This is a genomic window from Promicromonospora iranensis, assembly GCF_028994805.1.
GTDB lineage: Bacteria > Actinomycetota > Actinomycetes > Actinomycetales > Cellulomonadaceae > Promicromonospora > Promicromonospora iranensis.
Genome location: NZ_JAJQQP010000002.1, coordinates 157,973 through 174,454, shown reverse-complemented (window position 1 = coordinate 174,454; position 16,482 = coordinate 157,973). Strand labels below are relative to the sequence as shown.

Below are 16,482 nucleotides of genomic sequence, written 5' to 3'. Positions count from 1 at the left end.
AAGTCAGGGCAGTGACGCACTCCTCGGAAGGAGCATCCAGAGAGATCTGCCGGTCGCTGGTGCGGTGGTCACGACGGACCATCTCGACGATCCACTCAGTCTCAGGTTCAGGTTGAAGGTGAGGTTCAAGCACCTGTTGAGGGTTGGCCGATGGGCCGAAACCCTCCGCAGAACACGGGACCAGCACGCACGCGCCCAGCTCCCGAACCGCCTGGGACTTTTCTGGGACGGGCACGAACGCGCTGGTAGGTTGCCCGGTATGACGTCACCAGCGACAGGCGTCGGCGAGGTCGCGCCAGCGGCCGTCGGCCCCGGTCCGGTCCCGTTGCCCGATGCTGAGCCCGCAGCCGCCGCCGCACCAGCCTCGGTCCTGGACCCTGAACCGGCCGACCCACCCTCAGCTGCGGAGCCCTCTCCCGCTCCGGCGTCCGACCCGGCTCCGGCGTCCAGCACGCCGGAACCAACCGACGACGGCCCGGCGCTGCCGTCCGACCAGTCCCCGCCGACCCCGCTGTCTGTCGACACCCCGACACCGGTGCCCGCACCGCCGTCCGACCCGGTCCCGGCGCCCGTGCCGGCACCGCCGTCCGACCCGGTCCCGGCGCCCAGCGAGGCCCGGTCGTCCGACCAGGCCCCTCCCCCGGAACCCGCGCCGGAACCGGAACCAGCACCCGCTGCGCCTGCCCCGCTCGCCGCGGCGCTCCCCGTCCGTCCCGTCCGGCGCATCCCCGCCAGCGGGGAACGCCTGGGCCGGTTCACCCTCGCCGAGGCGCTCGGCCACGGCGGCTTCGCGCACGTGTACCGCGCGGTGGCCGACGACGACACCGAGGTGGCCCTCAAGGTCCTGACCGGGCTGCACGACGACGCCAGAGATCGGTTCGCCCAGGAGGCGCACCTCCTGGAGCGCCTGGACGGCCGGGGCTTCCCGCGCTTCGTGGAGGCCGGTCTGGACGCGGACCAGCCCTGGTTCGCGATGGAGCTCGTTCCCGGTACGACGCTGCGGGACCGGGTGCGCGAGGAAGGACCGCTGTCCGGGCACGAGGCGCTGGGCCTCGCCAAGCAGCTGGTCGACGCGCTGCTCGTGCTGCAGGAGGAGCGTGCCCTGCACCGGGACCTCAAGCCGGCCAACATCATGGTCGACGGCGACCGCGCGGTGCTCATCGACCTGGGCATCGCCAAGGTCTTCGACGCCGCGACGTCGACGCAGCCGGCCGGAACCGTCTCCTACATGGCCCCGGAGCTGTTCGGGCGCCGGGTGCACCCGCGCTCCGACGTGTACAGCCTCGGGCTGCTGCTCCTGTACGCGAACACGGGCACGCTGCCGCTCGACCTGAATTTCCTGGGCCGCGACCTGGTGCCCACCGATCTGGTCGACGAGGAGCCGCTCCACGTCGTCCCGGACGACGACCCCTTGCCCGAGCCGCCTGCCGTCGACCGGCACCTGCAGTCGCTGATCCTGGCCATGACGCGGTACCAGCCGAACCACCGCCCGCCGCTGGAGAACATCGCGAGCGTCGTGCGCGCCCGCCTCGCGAGCACGACGCCCGATCCCACGCTGATGCTCACCTCGCAGCTTCTCAGCGACGGCGTGACAGCCGCCGAGGTGGCCGCCCTCCCGGCGACGGACGTGCTGCCCGGGCGTGGCCACACCAAGCTGTTCCAGCGGGACCCGGACCGGTCGGACACCCCCACGCCCTCGCGGGTCACGGAGCCCTGGCACGCCCTGGTGTACGACCGCGCGCTCATGAGCGTCCTGGCCGAGGTGCACGCGGACGGGTTCGACGGAGCGGCGGAACAGGTGGTCGCGGACCACGTCGCGGAGATCGGCGCGCACGTCGCCGACGGTCGTACCCCCGCCGAGATCAAGGACTGGATCTGGCAGGCGATGCGCTGGCAGGTCGCCTCTCCTCCCGACGGTCACGCGGACACCCTCCGCGGCTGGCGTGCCTTCCGCAGCCCCGAGCCCGTCCCGGCGAGCGAGCAGGTGCCCGCCCGGAGCAGGCCGGAGCCCGTGCCCCCGGCGGTCGTGCCCGGGTCCGCCGCGCCGGCGCCGGCCGCGGCGACCCAGGTGGTCCGCAGACTGGTCCCGCCGCCGCAGTCGTTCGAGCCGCGCAAGAGCCCGGTCAAGCACCTCGGCCCGGCCCCGAAGCAGGCCGGACCGAAGCAGTCGGCGCACGCCACCCGCCCGATGCCGGTGACGCCGCCAGCCGTGCAGCAGCAGCCTGCGAGCCGCCCCCCGAGCGTGCAGCCCGGCATCGGGCAGGGCATCGGGCAGAGCACCCAGCAGAACGCCCGGCAAAGGTTCCGGCAGGGCATCCAGCGGGGCGTCCGACCTGCGGCGCAGCCGGCTGCCCAGCCCGTCGCACAACCGCGGGTACGGCCGGCGCCGCAACCGGTCGTCGCGGCGAGGCCGACCGCTCCGGCTGCGGCGGCGCCCCGCCGGAGGCCGTGGCCGCTGCGCCTGCTGGGAGCCCTGCTGCGCTGGGTTCCCCGACTGCTGCTGCTGGGCGCCGTGTATCTGCTGGTCACCCAGGATGCCCAGGCGGGCGATCCGTACCTCGCCGCACCGGCGCTTGCCGTCGCCGCGCTCGGGCTGGCGGCGCTCCTGCGCATCGGCGGGCACGCCATGCGGATCTGGTTCTACGTGGTCTCCACGCTGCTCGTCGGCGTGGGCTCGGCGGCGCTGTGGGCGACCAGCTCCACCACGCTGCAGCTGGGCTACTGAGAACCTGGGCCGACGGAGCCGGCCCAGGTTCTCAGCAGCCAGCAGCCGGCAGCCGGCAGTCAGCGTCAGCGCCGGACGCGCGCCCGGGACCGTGCGACGCCGGCGAGCGTGGCCCGCACGGGCGTCCCGAGATAGATCCCCAGCGACGCCCCCGCGGCCAGCCCGACGCCGATGGATGCCGCGAGGACGAGGGAGCTGGCCCCGCCTCCGGCTCCCAGCGCCGATACCGGGTCGGCGTGCACCATGCCGAGCAGCCCGTAGAACACGGCACCGCCGGGGACGAGCGGCACGATGGCCGCCGTCGTCACCGCCACGGACGGAACGTGCAGGTTGTGGGCGACCAGCACGCCGACAAAGCTGGCGAGCAGCGCCGCGATGCCGCTGGCGGCCGCCTCGTGCAGGGCCGACGCCTGCCCGACGGCGTGGACCAGCGCCGCGACCGCCCCCAGCACGGCGCTGACGGCGAGGATGCGTGCGCCGGCACCGTTGAACAGCGCCACCGCTACGGCGACGATGATCGCTCCGCTGACCTGGTTCGGCAGCGGGCCGAGCGGCGGCGGCCCCTCCGGCAGCGTCATCCGGAACCCGAGCACGCTGCCGAGCTCCAGACCGGCGAGGATTCCCACCACGAGGCCGAGCGTCTGCAGCGTGAGGTCGAGGATGCGCCCCGCCGCCGTCAGTGCGAACCCGTCGATCGCGTCCTGCGCCGCGCCCACCACGGTGAGGCCGGAGAGCATGAGGATGATCCCGGCCGCCACGATGATGGAGGGCCGGACCCCGGTGAACGGCTCGACCCCGGCGGTCCCGAGGGCCGACACGGCCACCGCGACGATCGTCGTGACGAAGGCCCCCGCGATCTGGCTGAAGAACGACGGTACGCGCAGCCGGGCGAGCCCGGACTGGGTCGTCGCGGCGCCCAGCGCCGCGATGAAGGTGAGCGTCACCACCAACGCGCTTCCTCCGGCGAGGATGCCCGCGCCGACCGCGAGCAGCGCCCGAGCCATGACCACCACCGGCTGCCGGTACCGGAACGGCACCCGGCGGATCGCACGGAACCTGGTCCGCGCCTCGTCGAGGTCCAGCCCGTCGTCGATGTCGACCAGCAGCGCCTGCAGCCGCTGCAGCTTCATGTGGTCGGGCGCCGCGACGCGCACCACCCGGAGCAGCGTGTGCGGCCAGCCCTCGCCGCTGCGCTGGTACGACAGGGCGATCGACGTGTAGGTCACGTCCACGTGCACGCCCTGGAGCTGGTACGCGCCCGCCACGCGCGTGACCGCCAGGGTGACCTCGTGAGCGGACGCCCCGACGGCGAACATCGACTCGCCGATACGCATCGCCAGGTCCAGTGCCCTGATCACCCTGGCGTCGTCGACGGCGGGAACGACCTCGGTCTCCGGACCCTCCGACGGATCGGTGCGCAGGACCTTGCGCACCGTCGAGTACAGGCTTCGACGATCTGGTTGTGGCATGCCCCCATTGTGCGGAGCGACGGAGCCGTTCGCAGACACGTCCTTCCGCGGTCCACTCCCCCTACTGGAAGTCCCGCGACCGCGCCGGGACGGTCAGGGTGAGCGTCGACAGGTGCTCCGCCACGAGATTCACGGCGCCGTCGGCCGCCTCGATCCGGCCCCGCACCACCATGGCCTGCGCCGACCGCGCGACCTTCCGGAACCGCTGCCACAGCCCGACGCTGCAGATCACGTTGAGCAGTCCCGTCTCGTCCTCCAGGGAGAGGAAGGTCACTCCCCCGGCGGTGCCCGGCCGCTGCCGGTGCGTCACCACCCCGCCGACGGCGATCCGCCGCCCCGGCTCGGTGACGACCGCCTGCGCCACGGTGAGCACCCCTGCCGCCTCCAGCCCGGGCCGGACGTGCTGCGTCGGGTACGAGTCGGGCGTGACGCCGGTGGCCCATGCGTCGGCCTGCGACAGCTCGATCTCGGTCATCCCCGGCAGCATCGGGGCCTCGACGCCGACGCTGACACCGGGCAGCGTCGTCGGCCCTTCCTGGCCCAGCGCACCCGCCGCCCACAGGCCTTCCCGGCGATCGATCCCGAGCGGCTCCAGCGCCCCGGCCGTGGCGAGCGCCTCGAGCTGCGCCGTCGACAGCTCGACCCGTCGGACGAGGTCCCGCAGGTCCCGGAAACCAGCGGTCGAGCCTGTCGAGACCCGCGCCGCGACGATCTCCTCCGCCTTGTCCTTCCCGATGCCGCGCACGGACTCCAGGCCCATGCGGACCGCGAGCGCCGGGTCGGCGCGGACGAGGCGTGCCACGGACGGGGCGGAGCCGCCGTCCTGCGGGGTCTCGACAGGCTCGGCCGACGGGGGCGCAGGCTCGCTCCCCGGTGCCGGCAGCCGCTCGACCGACGAGAGCACCCGCGACCGCGTCACCGAGGGCCGCAGCACGCGGACGCCGTGCCGGCGGGCGTCGGCGGCCAGGGACTGCGGTGAGTAGAACCCCATGGGCTGCGCCGCGAGCAGCCCGGCGTAGAACGCTGCGGGGTGGTGCACCTTGAGCCACGAGCTCGCGTACACGAGGTACGCGAAGGAGTAGGCGTGCGACTCGGGGAAGCCGAAGTCGGCGAAGGCTCTGAGTTTCTCGAAGATCTCCGCCTGCGCCGTGGGTGGGATCTTGTTCCTGGTCATCCCCGCGTAGAGCCGTTCGCGCAGCGCCTCCATGCGCTCCTGGGACCGCTTGGACCCCATGGCGCGCCGCAGCTCGTCGGACTCCTTGGGTGTGAACCCTGCGACGTCGATCGCCATCTGCATGAGCTGTTCCTGGAACAGCGGCACGCCCTTGGTGCGGCTCAGGGAGTTCTCGAGCAGCGGGTGCAGGTATTCCACCTTCTCCCGCCCGCGGGCCCGCTCGATGTACGGGTGCACGGACCCGCCCTGGATGGGGCCGGGCCGGATGAGCGCGACCTCCACGACGATGTCGTAGAACCTGCGCGGCCGCAGGCGCGGGAGCGTCGCCATCTGGGCACGGGACTCCACCTGGAACACGCCGACGGTGTCGGCGGCGCACAGCAGGTCGTACACGAGCGGGTCCTCCTGCGGCAGGCTGCGCAGCTCGAACCGTTCCCCGGTGTGCTCCTCGATGAACTCGAACGCGTACCGGATGGCGGTCAGCATGCCCAGCCCCAGCAGGTCGAACTTCACCAGCCCGGCGTCCGCGCAGTCCTCCTTGTCCCACTGCAGCACCGTGCGGCCTTCCATGCGGGCCCACTCCACGGGGCAGACCTCGATCACCGGGCGGTCGCACATCACCATGCCGCCCGAGTGGATGCCCAGGTGGCGGGGCAGGCGGAGCATCCGGTCGGCGAGGTCGAGCACGTCCTCGGGGATCTCCCCCTCCTCCGCGGCCGACGGCGGTGTGCGGAACGGCACGACGTCGTGGGCGTCGTCGGCGCGGGTCGGGTCCGGCCGGGGTTCACCCGGCGCCCGTGCCTCCTCGACGAGCACGTCGACGAAGGCGCCGGGGCGCGCAGCCGGGCCGGCGCGGTCGACGTGCGGCCTCGCTTCGGGCGGTCCCCACAGCGCCGCGACCTGGGCGTCCTTGGCCGCGGTCTTGTTCTGTGGCACGTCCGGTGGCACGTCCGGCGGCACGTCCCGCGGCGCCAGGGCCGCCTTCGGCTTGAGCGTCCCCCAGCGCTCGATGGACCTGGACCACGCGTCCTGCTGCCCGATGTCGTAGCCGAGCGCGCGTGCGGCGTCACGCACCGCGGAGCGTGGCCGGTAGGAGATGACGTTCGCGACCTGTGCCGCGTGCGTGCGCCCGAACTTCTCGTAGACGTGCTGGATCACCTCCTCGCGGCGCACCGACTCGATGTCGACGTCGATGTCCGGTGGCCCGTCCCGCTCGGGCGCGAGGAACCGCTCGAACAGCAGCCCGTGCTTGACGGCGTCCACGGCCGTGATCCCCAGGGCGAAGCAGACCGCGGAGTTGGCGGCGCTGCCGCGCCCCTGCGCGAGGATCCCGTTGCGTCGGCAGAAGTCCACCAGGTCGTAGACCACCAGGAAGTACCCGGGAAAGTTCAGATCGGTGATGACCTTCAGCTCGTGGTCGATCTGCCGCCAGGCCTTCCTGTTGCTCTCCCGGGGTCCGTAGCACCGCTCCGCGCCCTGGTAGGCGAGCTCACGCAGCCAGGACGCCTCGTCGTGCCCGTCCGGGACGTCGTAGGGCGGCAGCTCAGGAGCGATGAGGTCCAGGTCGAACGCGCACTCCTCCCCCAGCGCGGCCGCCGTCGGCACGGCCTGCGGATGCCTGTGGTGCAGGCGCGCCATCTCCGCGCCGCTGCGCAGGTGGGCGGTGGGGGCGCCGGGCAGCCAGCCGTCCAGGTCGTCCAGGCTCGACCGCGCCCGGACGGCGGCCAGGGCGCCCGCCAGGTCGGCGTCCCGGGGGCGGGCGTAGTGCGCCGCGGTGGTGGCGACCAGCGGCAGTCGCGCGTCGGCGGCCAGCAGGGCGAGCGCGTCGTGCAGGTCGGCGTCGCGCGGGTCGCCGGTTGCGGTGATCTCGACGGCGACGTTCCCCCGCCCAAAGACATCAACAAGCCGCGCAATCTCCCGCCGTGCGCCCCCCAACCGATCCGTCCGGTTCCCGTTCCCCCCGCCGCCCCGTTGAGTGCTGGGTATGTGTGCTGTCGAAACGTTTTGAGGGCGCACATACCCAGCACTCAACGAGGGTTGGAGGGCCTGGCGGACGGCGCCCTTACGGCAGCCCGTCAGGACCAGCCACTCGCCGTTCGACGCCTCGCCCAGTGCCTCCAGCGTGTAGCTCGCGGCGCCCTTGACCCCGGCGTCGAGGTGCGCGACGCCGACAGCCCTCGACAGGTTGCGGTAGCCGTGCTCGCCGCGGGCGAGCACGAGCAGGTGCGTGGCGCGCGGGTCGGGGGTCCCGGTGGGCGGGTCGAGCACGGGCGCACCGCTCCCGCCGGTCGAGCCTGTCGAGGCCACCGGCAGGTGCAGCTCCGCCCCGAACGACGTCTTCAGGCCGACCTTCTTCGCCGCCTCGGAGAACCGCACCACCCCGTACAGCCCGTCGTGGTCGGTGATCGCGAGCGACGTCAGCCCGAGACGCGCGCCCTCGGCCGCGAGCTCCTCGGGGTGCGAGGCCCCGTCCAGGAAGCTGAACGCGGAGTGTGCGTGCAGCTCGGCGTACGGCACGCCGCCGTCAGTCATAGAGCGCCTCCAGCGACCATTCCCCCGCCGACGCCGACAGCAGCAGGCCCAGCACGGGGGCCGACACGCCGTCCGCCACCACCTGCAGGAACACGCGGCGCCTGCCCTGGGGCGTCCACCACCGCTCGGCGACCGGCCACGGTCCCGCCCAGTCGACGACGGCGGCGTCGATCCCGCCCCACGCCCCCTCCTCGGGCACGACGACGCGCGCCGGGTCACCGCTCACCCCCAGCCGGACGTCGACGACCACGGGGCGGCCTCCGTCGTCGAGCACGTGCGCGGGGACGGGCTCGGGCAGCACGACCGACGGTGCCGGAGGCGGCAGGGCGCCCGGCCAGGGCCGGTCGGGGTCACGCTCCGGCGGGACCTGCTCGCCGAAGGGAACGAGCTGGACACGGTCCCGGGGGTCACGGCCGCCCTGGAGCCGGACGGTGAGCACGGCGTCGCCGCCGGCCAGCGCCTGCACCCGCTCGACGGCACGGCGGGCACGCAGGTCCTCGCCCGCGCCCGGCCCCCACAGGCGCGGCTGCAGCGCCCCGGCGGGCGCCACCTCCTCCGCGGCCAGGGTCAGGCCCGCGATCGGGGCGGGCGCGACGCCCTCCCCGAGGGACGACGCCGTGAGCCAGCCCTCGAGCTGCCAGCGCACCCGGTCGGTGATCCGGGCGGCTGACAGCCCGCCGAGCGTGTCGTCGGTGCGCCACAGGCGCTCCAGCGTGCGGGCCTCGCCGGTCACCGGGTCGACGGCGCGCGCGGTGATCCGCAGCCGTCCGCAGGCCAGGCCGCGCCGGCTCAGGTCGTCGTGCAGCCGTTCGGCCAGACGGCGGGCCGCGAAGGTCGCGACGTCGACCCGGTGTGCCGGCGGGTCCAGCTCCTCGGCGACGGTCAGGTCCTCCTCGAGCCGGCGCCGGGCGGGCGGCCGTACGTCCTGCCCCCTGGCGAGGCGCTGCGCCCAGACGCCGAGGTCGCCGAAGCGGGCGGCGACGGCGGCGTCGGGCAGGGCGGCGAGCTCGGCCAGCGTGCGCACGCCGAGGCGACGCCACAGGTCGACCAGCTCGGTCAGGGCGCGGTCCCCGGGCCGGGCGTGCACGAGCACGGCCGGCGGGCGGGACGCGAGGTAGTCCCGCGAGGCGCCCGGCGGCACGACGGCGTCCTCACGGGCGGCGAGCACCGCGGCCAGGAACCCGTCGGCGACCCCGACCTGGCACTCGTGCCCGGTACGGACGGCGACCTGCTCGGTCAGCTCGCGGGCCAGGTCACGCTCGGAGCCGTGGTACCGCGCCGCACCGCCCGACGGCAGCAGGAGCAGGCCGGGGCGGGCGATCTCCAGCCCGGAGACCACGGTCTCGGCGGCCATCGCGACCGGCTCGAACTCGCGGGCGTCGCGGGCGTCGTCGGCGGGCCAGAGCTGCAGGTCGGGGCAGCGCCCCTGCGCCTCGCGACGGCGCATGCCGCGGCGCACCCCGGCGCTGCGGGCGGGGGCCGACACCGCGATGATCCGGCCCCCGGGCCCGCCCGTCACGGCCGCGGGCGTCTCCGACCCCAGACCGGCGACGACGAGGGCCGCGACGACCGGCCAGTCGGGCACCCAGAGGCAGGCGGTGCGGGTGGCCGCTCCCGCCGCCGCTGGGCCAGAACGGTCGGTCATCCGACCAGCTCCAGCGGCGGACGGCTCTCGACGCCCTCGTCCGGCGTCCTCGCCCCCGAGATCTGGCCCGAGTCCTGGCCCCGGTCCGCTTCTCCGCCGACCCGGCACACCGGCACCTCGACGTTCAGGTGCAGGGGTCGCGCCGCGCTCCCCCGCCCGGTACGCCGCACCCACAGGGTCCGACGCCGCAGCCAGCCCGCCCCGTGGTCGGTCCCCGACCAGGCCCCCTCGGTCACCTCGAGCACCACGTGCGCCCCGGCCCAGCCGACATCTCCCGCTTCGCGTCGAGCACCCGACGCACCCGACGCGGTGGGCTGAGCCGCTACCAGCACGGTTCCCCGGTCACGGGCGCGAGTGGTCAGACGCCGGCGGTCCTGCTCCAGCAGCGCGACCTCCGGTCCGGTCACCACCACGTCCATGCCGTCGATCAGCGCAGCGAGCACAGCGGGTGCGTCCACGCCCGACCCTGCCGGCAGCGGCACCACCAGGGTGCGCGCCAGGTCGCACCCGGCGTCGGCAGCCGCGGCCATCCCGGCAGCCGGGTATCCGACCAGCACCGTCCAGGCCCCGTCACGGGAAGCCTCGGCGAGCAGGGTGAGCAGGAGCGACGTCGAGCCCCGGACCACCACGGTGGTGCCGGTGCGCAGGCCGCCGTCGGGCAGGAGGGCCGCGAGGTGCGGGGCCACGGGCAGGACGCGAGGGCCCTCACCCGGACCGCCGGCCGTGGAGCCGCCAAGCGGAGAGGCGGTCGCGGACCCCGCCGTGGGTTGGGCCACGGAGCCGGTCGCGAGCCCGCCCCGTAGCGCCCGGACCTGCAGCCGAGGCTCGCCCTGGGCGGACCCCGCGAAAGGCTCGCTGGAGGGCTCAACAGATGACCCGGCAGACGACCCGGCAGACGATCCGATGGTCGATCCGGTGGTCGATCTGACAGACGATTCGGTGGTCGATCCGGTGGTCGATCCGGTGGCCTGTCTGCGCACACCGGTGCGCATCTCTGCGGACCGTAGTGCCGCGAGCGCCCGCGCGTGCCGGGTGTCTGCGGTGTCGGCGTCAGCGCCGGTGTCGGTCTTCGAAGAGACAGTTACGACGGTCATGACCCTCCAGCGATGGTGTCTGCCGGTGGTGACCGGATGGTCGAGCACCTCATCGAACGCCTGTTCGATAGAACACCAGTACACCTCTCACGAGGCGCGCCTGTCAAACCATCGATCGCGCAACACTGCGACCTGCCCCGACATGCCGCCCCCACCGCAGGGGGCTACCGCCCCAACTTCTTCGAGGTCTAAGTTTCTCCGCTCTGAATCGGTTCAGAGCGGAGAAACTTAGACCTCGAAAGACAGCTGGGATAGCTCTCCGCGACCGCGCTCAGCCCTCCGGGACGTAGAGCGACAGCGTGTGCGCGACCAGCGCCGGCTTCCCGGCGCCCTCGATCTCCACGGTGACCTTCGAGGCCAGCCGCACGCCGTTCGACGTCGGCTCGGCGGAGAGGATCTCGGTGACGGCCCGCACGCGCGAGCCGGCCGGCACCGGGGACAGGAACCGCAGCCGGTCCAGCCCGTAGTTCATCACCATCGCGGTGCCGCCGACCGCGACGAGCGAGGCCGCGAGGTGGGGCAGCAGCGACAGGGTGAGGTAACCGTGCGCCACGGTGGAGCCGAACGGTCCGGCGGCCGCCTTCTCGGCGTCGAGGTGGATCCACTGGTGGTCCTCGGTGGCGTCGGCGAACGCGGCGATCCGCTCCTGGGTGACCTCGAACCACTCGCCGGTGGCCGTCCGGCCCACGGCGTCCGCGAGGGCTGCCGGCGACTCGACGGTGATGACGTCGCCCTCGGCGCCGCTCATGCCTTCGGCCCGCCTGCCACGTACAGCACCTGGCCCGAGACGAACCCGGACTGCTCCGCGCAGAAGAACGACACGGCGCCCGCGATGTCCTCGGGCTGGCCCACGCGCCCCACGGGCACGTCCTTGGCGGCCAGGCCGAGGTAGTCGGCCAGCGGCATGCCGATGCGCTCGGCAGTCTCGCGGATCATGTCGGTCTCGATCACCCCGGGGGCGACGGCGTTGGCGGTGACGCCGAACTTGCCGAGCTCGATCGCCAGGGTCTTGGTGAAGCCCTGCATGCCCGCCTTGGCGGCCGAGTAGTTGGCCTGGCCCCGGTTGCCGAGCGCGGAGGTCGAGGACAGGTTCACGATGCGGCCGAACTTGGCCTCCACCATGTGCGCCTGCACGGCCCGTGTCATGAGGAACGCGCCCCGCAGGTGCACGCCCAGCACGGCGTCCCAGTCGCTGACGGACATCTTGAACAGCAGGTTGTCGCGCAGGATGCCGGCGTTGTTCACCAGCACGGTGGGCGCGCCCAGCTCCGCGGTGACGCGCGCGACGGCGTCGGCGACCGACTGCTCGTCGGCGACGTCGACGCCCACGGCGAGCGCGCGGCCGCCGTCGGCCACTATGGCCTCCGCCGTGGCCTTGGCCTGGTCCTCCAGGAGGTCCAGGACGGCGACGGCGTAGCCGTCCTGCGCGAGCCGGCGGGCGGTGGCGGCGCCGATGCCGCGGGCAGCTCCGGTGACGATGGCAGTGCGAGTCATGAGGTTTTTCCTCTCGTTGCGAATGAGAACGACACGTCAGAAGGTCACGAGCTGCCGCAGTGCCGCACCGGAGGCGAGGCGGTCGAGCGCGGCGGGCAGGTCGTCCAGGGTGATGCGGTCGGAGACGAGCCGGTCCAGGGGCAGCCGCCCGGCCCGCCACAGCTCCACGTAGCGCGGGATGTCGCGGCTCGGCACGGCCGAACCGAGGTAGGAGCCCACCACCGTGCGTGCCTCCGCGGTGAGGCTGAGCGGCGAGATGCTCGCCCGCGCGTCGGGGTGCGGCAGCCCCACGGTGACGGTGGTGCCGCCCGGGGCGGTGATCGCGTACGCCGTCTCGAAGGCGCGGGCCGAGCCCGCCGCCTCGACCACGACGGGCGCGCGCAGCCCCTGCTCTGCGGCCTCCTGCGGGCCGACGGCGGTCGCCGCGCCCAGCTCCCGAGCCAGCTCCAGCTTGGCGGGCACCGCGTCGACGCCGATCACCTCGTGCCCGAGCGCGACGGCCACCAGGAGCGCCGCCATACCGACGCCGCCCAGCCCCACGACGGCCACCCGGTCGCCCGGGGCGGGCCGCCCCGCGTTGACGACGGCGCCGCCGCCGGTCAGGACGGCACAGCCGAGCAGGGCGGCGATGTCGGGCGGGACGTCGTGGTCCACGGGCACCACCGAGGTCTCGGACACCACGGCGTGGCTCGCGAACGCGCTCACCCCGAGGTGGTGGTGCACGTCCTGGACCCCACCGGACGGAACAGCACCGGACGGAACAGCACGCGACAGCCGCCGTCCGCCGCCCACGAGCGTGCCGGCACCGTTGGCCGCCGACCCCACCGAACAGGGCAGGCGGCCGTCGGTGGCACACTCGGCGCACTGCCCGCAGCGCGGCAGGAACGTCATCACCACGCGCTGCCCGACGGCGAGCCGGGCACCCGGGCCGGTGGCCTCGACGATGCCCGCCGCCTCGTGGCCGAGCAGCATCGGCACCGGCCGCACCCGGTTGCCGTCCACCACCGACAGGTCGGAGTGGCACAGCCCCGCCGCCTCGATCCGGACCAGGACCTCGCCCGCCTCCGGTGGCCCGAGCTCCAGCGTCCCGACCGTGACCGGCCGGGACTCCACGTAGGGCACGGGCGCGCCGCAGCGCTCCAGCACCGCACCGGTGATCCGCACGACTGCTCCTCTCAGGTCTCGCGAGCCTGCGCCCGCACGGGTCAGAGCTTCTCCAGCACCATGGCCATGCCCTGGCCGCCGCCCACGCACATCGTCTCCAGACCGTACTGGCCCCCGGTGTCCGCGAGCCCGTTGATCAGGGTGGAGGTGATGCGCGCCCCGGTCATCCCGAACGGGTGCCCGACGGCGATCGCACCACCGTTGACGTTCAGCCTCTCCTCGTCGATGCCGAGCTCGCGCGCCGAGGGGATCACCTGGGCCGCGAAGGCCTCGTTGATCTCCACGAGGTCCATGTCGTCGACCGTCAGCCCGGCACGGCGCAGCGCCTGCCGGCTGGCGTCGACCGGGCCGAGGCCCATGACCTCGGGCGACAGGCCGCTGACGCCCGTGGACACGATGCGGGCGAGCGGCTGCAGGCCGAGCTCGTCCACCACCCGGCCGGAGACGATCACGAGCGCGGCGGCGCCGTCGTTCAGAGGGCAGGCGTTGCCCGCCGTGACCGTGCCGTCGGGGCGGAACACCGGCTCGAGCGTGGCGAGCGTCTCCACGGTGGTGCCGGCGCGCGGGCCGTCGTCGGCGGAGACGACGGTGCCGTCCGCGAGGGTGACCGGCGTGATGTCCTTGGACCAGAAGCCCGCCGCGATGGCGGCCTCCGCGCGCTGCTGGCTGCGCGCGGCGAACTCGTCCTGGTCCGCCCGGGTGATGTTGCGCAGGGCTGCCACGTTCTCCGCCGTCTGCCCCATGCTGATGTACGGGTCGGGCAGCACGCCCTCCAGGCGCGGGTCGGTCCACAGCCCTGCCCCGGCTCCGGCCCGCTTCTCGGTGCGCGCCAGGGCGTCGGCGAAGACCGGGTTGTTCAGGTCGACGCCCGGGATGTAGTCGCTCGAGCCGGTGGCCATCGAGCTCACCGACTCCACGCCCGCGGACACGAAGACGTCGCCCTCGCCCGCCTTGATGGCGTGGAACGCCATGCGGGTGGTCTGCAGGCTGGAGCTGCAGTAACGCGTGACGGTGGCGCCGGGAACGGTGTCCCAGCCGCAGAGCACGGCCACGATGCGCGCCATGTTCATGCCCTGCTTGCCGCCGGGCAGCCCGCAGCCCAGCAGCAGGTCGTCGATCCGGGCCGGGTCCAGGCCCGGCACCTGCCGGGCGGCCGCGGCGACCATCATGGCGGCGAGGTCGTCGGGACGGACGTCCTTCAGCGACCCCTTGTGGGCGCGCCCGATGGGCGATCGTGCGGTCGCGACGATGTAGGCCTCGGTCATGTGCTCCTCCTCGAGCTGTGCTGCGACGGTGCTGTGCTGCGATGCGGTGGTACGACGGTAGAGCGGTCCGGCTCAGACGAACGCGGCGTGGCCGGTGATCGCACGACCGACGATGAGCTGGTTCATGTCCTTGGTGCCCTCGAACGTGTACACGGCCTCGGCGTCGGCGAAGAACCGGGCCACGCCGTGGTCGAGCGTGATGCCGTTGCCGCCGCACGCCTCGCGGCACAGTGCGACGGTCTCCCGCATGCGCGTGGTGACGAACGCCTTGGCCATCGCGGCGTGGGCGTCGGTCTGGATGCCCTTGTCCTGGAGCTGGGCCACGCGCACGCACATCGCGAAGCCGGCGGTCACGTTCGCGTACGCGGTGGCGAGCTTGTCCTGGATGAGCTGGTAGCTGGCGATGGGGTTGCCGAACTGCTCGCGCTGCTTGGTGTACGCCACGGCGGCCTCGTACGCGCCGACCATGGTGCCCAGCGCCTGCCAGGAGACGCCGTCGCGGGTGATCCGCAGCACCTTGGCCAGGTCGCGGAAGCTGTTGATGTGCTGGAGCCGGTCGTCCTCGTGCACCTCGACGTCCTGCAGCACGATGTCCGCGTTCTGCACGATGCGCAGGGACTGCTTGCGCTCGATCTTGGTGGCGGTGAAGCCCGGCGTGCCCTTGCGCACCAGGAAGCCCTTGACCTGGTCGTCGGCCGTGTCCTTGGCCCAGACCACCACGACGTCGGCGAACGTGGCGTTGCCGATCCAACGCTTCGCGCCGTTGAGCACCCAGGTGTCACCCGTGCGGGTGGCGGTGGTGCGCAGGCCCTTGGCGGTGTCGGAGCCGGCCAGCGGCTCGGTGAGGGCGAACGCGCCGATGAGGTCGCCGCTCGCCATGGGCGGGAGCCACTTCGCGCGCTGCTCGGCCGTGCCGCCGACGCCGATCGACGTCATCGCCAGGCCGCCCGAGACACCGATGAAGGTACAGAAGGACGAGTCGACGCGCGCCGTCTCCATGCCGATCCAGCCGCGGAACACGGCGGAGGTCTCCTCGGCCTGCGTCTCGGCCCAGCCCGACCCGATGGTGCCGAGCTGCGCGTAGGGCTTGAACAGGTGCACCGGGCACTCGGCGCGTTCCCAGTAGTCGTCGGCGATGGGGCGCACCTCGCGCTCCATGAACTCGCGGACGGCCAGTGCCTTCTTCTGCTCGGCCGGGGTGAGCAGGTCCTGGAACGAGTAGAAGTCTGCCTCCAGCATGTCCGTCCGGGGCGTCTCGGGTGCGAGCGTCATCGGTCCTCCGATCATCGTCGATCTGGTTGGTCGGTACTTCTCGGTCCGGTACTTGTCGATCCGGTGCTGGCGGTCAGCACCGACCGACCAGTCGGTGTCCAGTATGCATCATTCTCAGATATGTTGCACCCCTCCCCCTGTGCGGGGCTACGCTGCGGTCCAGCGACCCCCGATCTCGAAGGAGAGACCTCTCGATGGGCTATCGACACCCCTTCCCGCTGCGCTGGAACGACAACGACCAGTACGGGCACATGAACAACACCGTCTACTACGAGGCCATGGACACCGCGGTGAACATCTGGCTCATCCGGCACACCGGCATGGACCCCGCGGGCGACGTGATCGGGCTCGCCCGGGCCTCCTCGTGCGAGTTCCTCGCCCCGGTGTCGTTCCCGGACGAGATCGAGGTGGACGTCGCCGTCGGGCGCCTCGGGCGGACGTCACTCACCTGGGACCTGGCGATCCTGCGTGCGGGCGCACCCGGCCGCGACGAGCCGTACGCCACGGGCAGCTTCACGCACGTGTTCGTGGACCAGGCCGCCCGCCGCCCGGTACCGGTCCCGGACCAGGTCCGGAAGGCCGTCGAGGAGCACCTGGGCCTGCCCGGGACCTGAACCGGGCAGGCCGGCTGATCGCGGCCCGGCACTC

General features: G+C 73.4%; 11 protein-coding genes. 2 read left to right on the top strand and 9 right to left on the bottom strand.

All coding sequences use genetic code 11. The annotated features are described in order from the left end of the window. Positions 1-259 precede the first annotated feature (259 nt). Positions 260-2,725 carry a serine/threonine-protein kinase gene (locus LUM46_RS03280; protein WP_274992273.1) on the top strand — a complete coding sequence of 822 codons (2,466 nt, stop codon included), beginning with the start codon at positions 260-262 and terminating at the stop codon, positions 2,723-2,725. A gap of 65 nt (positions 2,726-2,790) precedes the next feature. Here the strand turns inward: LUM46_RS03280 and LUM46_RS03275 are convergent, their stop codons facing one another. The 9 genes from LUM46_RS03275 to LUM46_RS03235 all read right to left on the bottom strand — a co-directional run bounded on the left by LUM46_RS03275 (position 2,791) and on the right by LUM46_RS03235 (position 15,834). After that, positions 2,791-4,194: a threonine/serine exporter family protein gene (locus LUM46_RS03275; protein ID WP_274992272.1), complete on the bottom strand. Its 1,404-nt coding sequence runs from the start codon at positions 4,192-4,194 to the stop codon at positions 2,791-2,793. 61 nt (positions 4,195-4,255) lie between these two features. After that, positions 4,256-7,900, bottom strand: a complete 3,645-nt coding sequence (locus LUM46_RS03270) for an error-prone DNA polymerase (protein WP_274992271.1) — start codon at positions 7,898-7,900, stop codon at positions 4,256-4,258. Next, on the bottom strand, positions 7,893-9,545 hold the full coding sequence (locus LUM46_RS03265) for a Y-family DNA polymerase (protein WP_274992270.1): 1,653 nt from the start codon (positions 9,543-9,545) through the stop codon (positions 7,893-7,895). The genes LUM46_RS03270 and LUM46_RS03265 overlap by 8 nt, the downstream gene beginning before the upstream one ends. Continuing rightward, positions 9,542-10,231 (bottom strand): hypothetical protein, encoded by a 690-nt coding sequence (locus tag LUM46_RS03260; protein ID WP_274992268.1) that lies wholly within the window; start codon positions 10,229-10,231, stop codon positions 9,542-9,544. The genes LUM46_RS03265 and LUM46_RS03260 overlap by 4 nt, the downstream gene beginning before the upstream one ends. Before the next feature lie 679 nt (positions 10,232-10,910). Further along, a complete protein-coding gene (locus tag LUM46_RS03255) occupies positions 10,911-11,387 on the bottom strand; it encodes a MaoC family dehydratase (protein WP_274992266.1) in 477 nt (158 codons plus the stop codon). Next, positions 11,384-12,133, bottom strand: a complete 750-nt coding sequence (gene fabG, locus LUM46_RS03250; RefSeq protein ID WP_274992265.1) for a 3-oxoacyl-ACP reductase FabG — start codon at positions 12,131-12,133, stop codon at positions 11,384-11,386. The genes LUM46_RS03255 and fabG overlap by 4 nt, the downstream gene beginning before the upstream one ends. 36 nt (positions 12,134-12,169) lie before the next feature. Further along, positions 12,170-13,297 carry a zinc-binding dehydrogenase gene (locus LUM46_RS03245; protein WP_274992264.1) on the bottom strand — a complete coding sequence of 376 codons (1,128 nt, stop codon included), beginning with the start codon at positions 13,295-13,297 and terminating at the stop codon, positions 12,170-12,172. A gap of 41 nt (positions 13,298-13,338) precedes the next feature. Further along, on the bottom strand, positions 13,339-14,562 hold the full coding sequence (locus tag LUM46_RS03240; protein ID WP_274992263.1) for an acetyl-CoA C-acetyltransferase: 1,224 nt from the start codon (positions 14,560-14,562) through the stop codon (positions 13,339-13,341). A gap of 72 nt (positions 14,563-14,634) precedes the next feature. Beyond that, positions 14,635-15,834: an acyl-CoA dehydrogenase family protein gene (locus LUM46_RS03235; protein WP_274992261.1), complete on the bottom strand. Its 1,200-nt coding sequence runs from the start codon at positions 15,832-15,834 to the stop codon at positions 14,635-14,637. Between the two features lie 194 nt (positions 15,835-16,028). Between LUM46_RS03235 and LUM46_RS03230 the strand changes: the two genes are divergently transcribed. Further along, entirely contained in the window at positions 16,029-16,448 is a 420-nt protein-coding gene (locus tag LUM46_RS03230) for an acyl-CoA thioesterase (RefSeq protein WP_274992260.1), read from the top strand. Positions 16,449-16,482: the final 34 nt, after the last annotated feature.

Bases quoted from the DNA above. Each gene is read 5' to 3' on its own strand.
- LUM46_RS03280 (WP_274992273.1), top strand. From the start codon at position 260: ATGACGTCACCAGCGACAGGCGTCGGCGAGGTCGCGCCAGCGGCCGTC.
- LUM46_RS03275 (WP_274992272.1), bottom strand. From the start codon at position 4,194: ATGCCACAACCAGATCGTCGAAGCCTGTACTCGACGGTGCGCAAGGTC.
- LUM46_RS03270 (WP_274992271.1), bottom strand. From the start codon at position 7,900: ATGACTGACGGCGGCGTGCCGTACGCCGAGCTGCACGCACACTCCGCG.
- LUM46_RS03265 (WP_274992270.1), bottom strand. From the start codon at position 9,545: ATGACCGACCGTTCTGGCCCAGCGGCGGCGGGAGCGGCCACCCGCACC.
- LUM46_RS03255 (WP_274992266.1), bottom strand. From the start codon at position 11,387: ATGAGCGGCGCCGAGGGCGACGTCATCACCGTCGAGTCGCCGGCAGCC.
- fabG (WP_274992265.1), bottom strand. From the start codon at position 12,133: ATGACTCGCACTGCCATCGTCACCGGAGCTGCCCGCGGCATCGGCGCC.
- LUM46_RS03240 (WP_274992263.1), bottom strand. From the start codon at position 14,562: ATGACCGAGGCCTACATCGTCGCGACCGCACGATCGCCCATCGGGCGC.
- LUM46_RS03235 (WP_274992261.1), bottom strand. From the start codon at position 15,834: ATGACGCTCGCACCCGAGACGCCCCGGACGGACATGCTGGAGGCAGAC.
- LUM46_RS03230 (WP_274992260.1), top strand. From the start codon at position 16,029: ATGGGCTATCGACACCCCTTCCCGCTGCGCTGGAACGACAACGACCAG.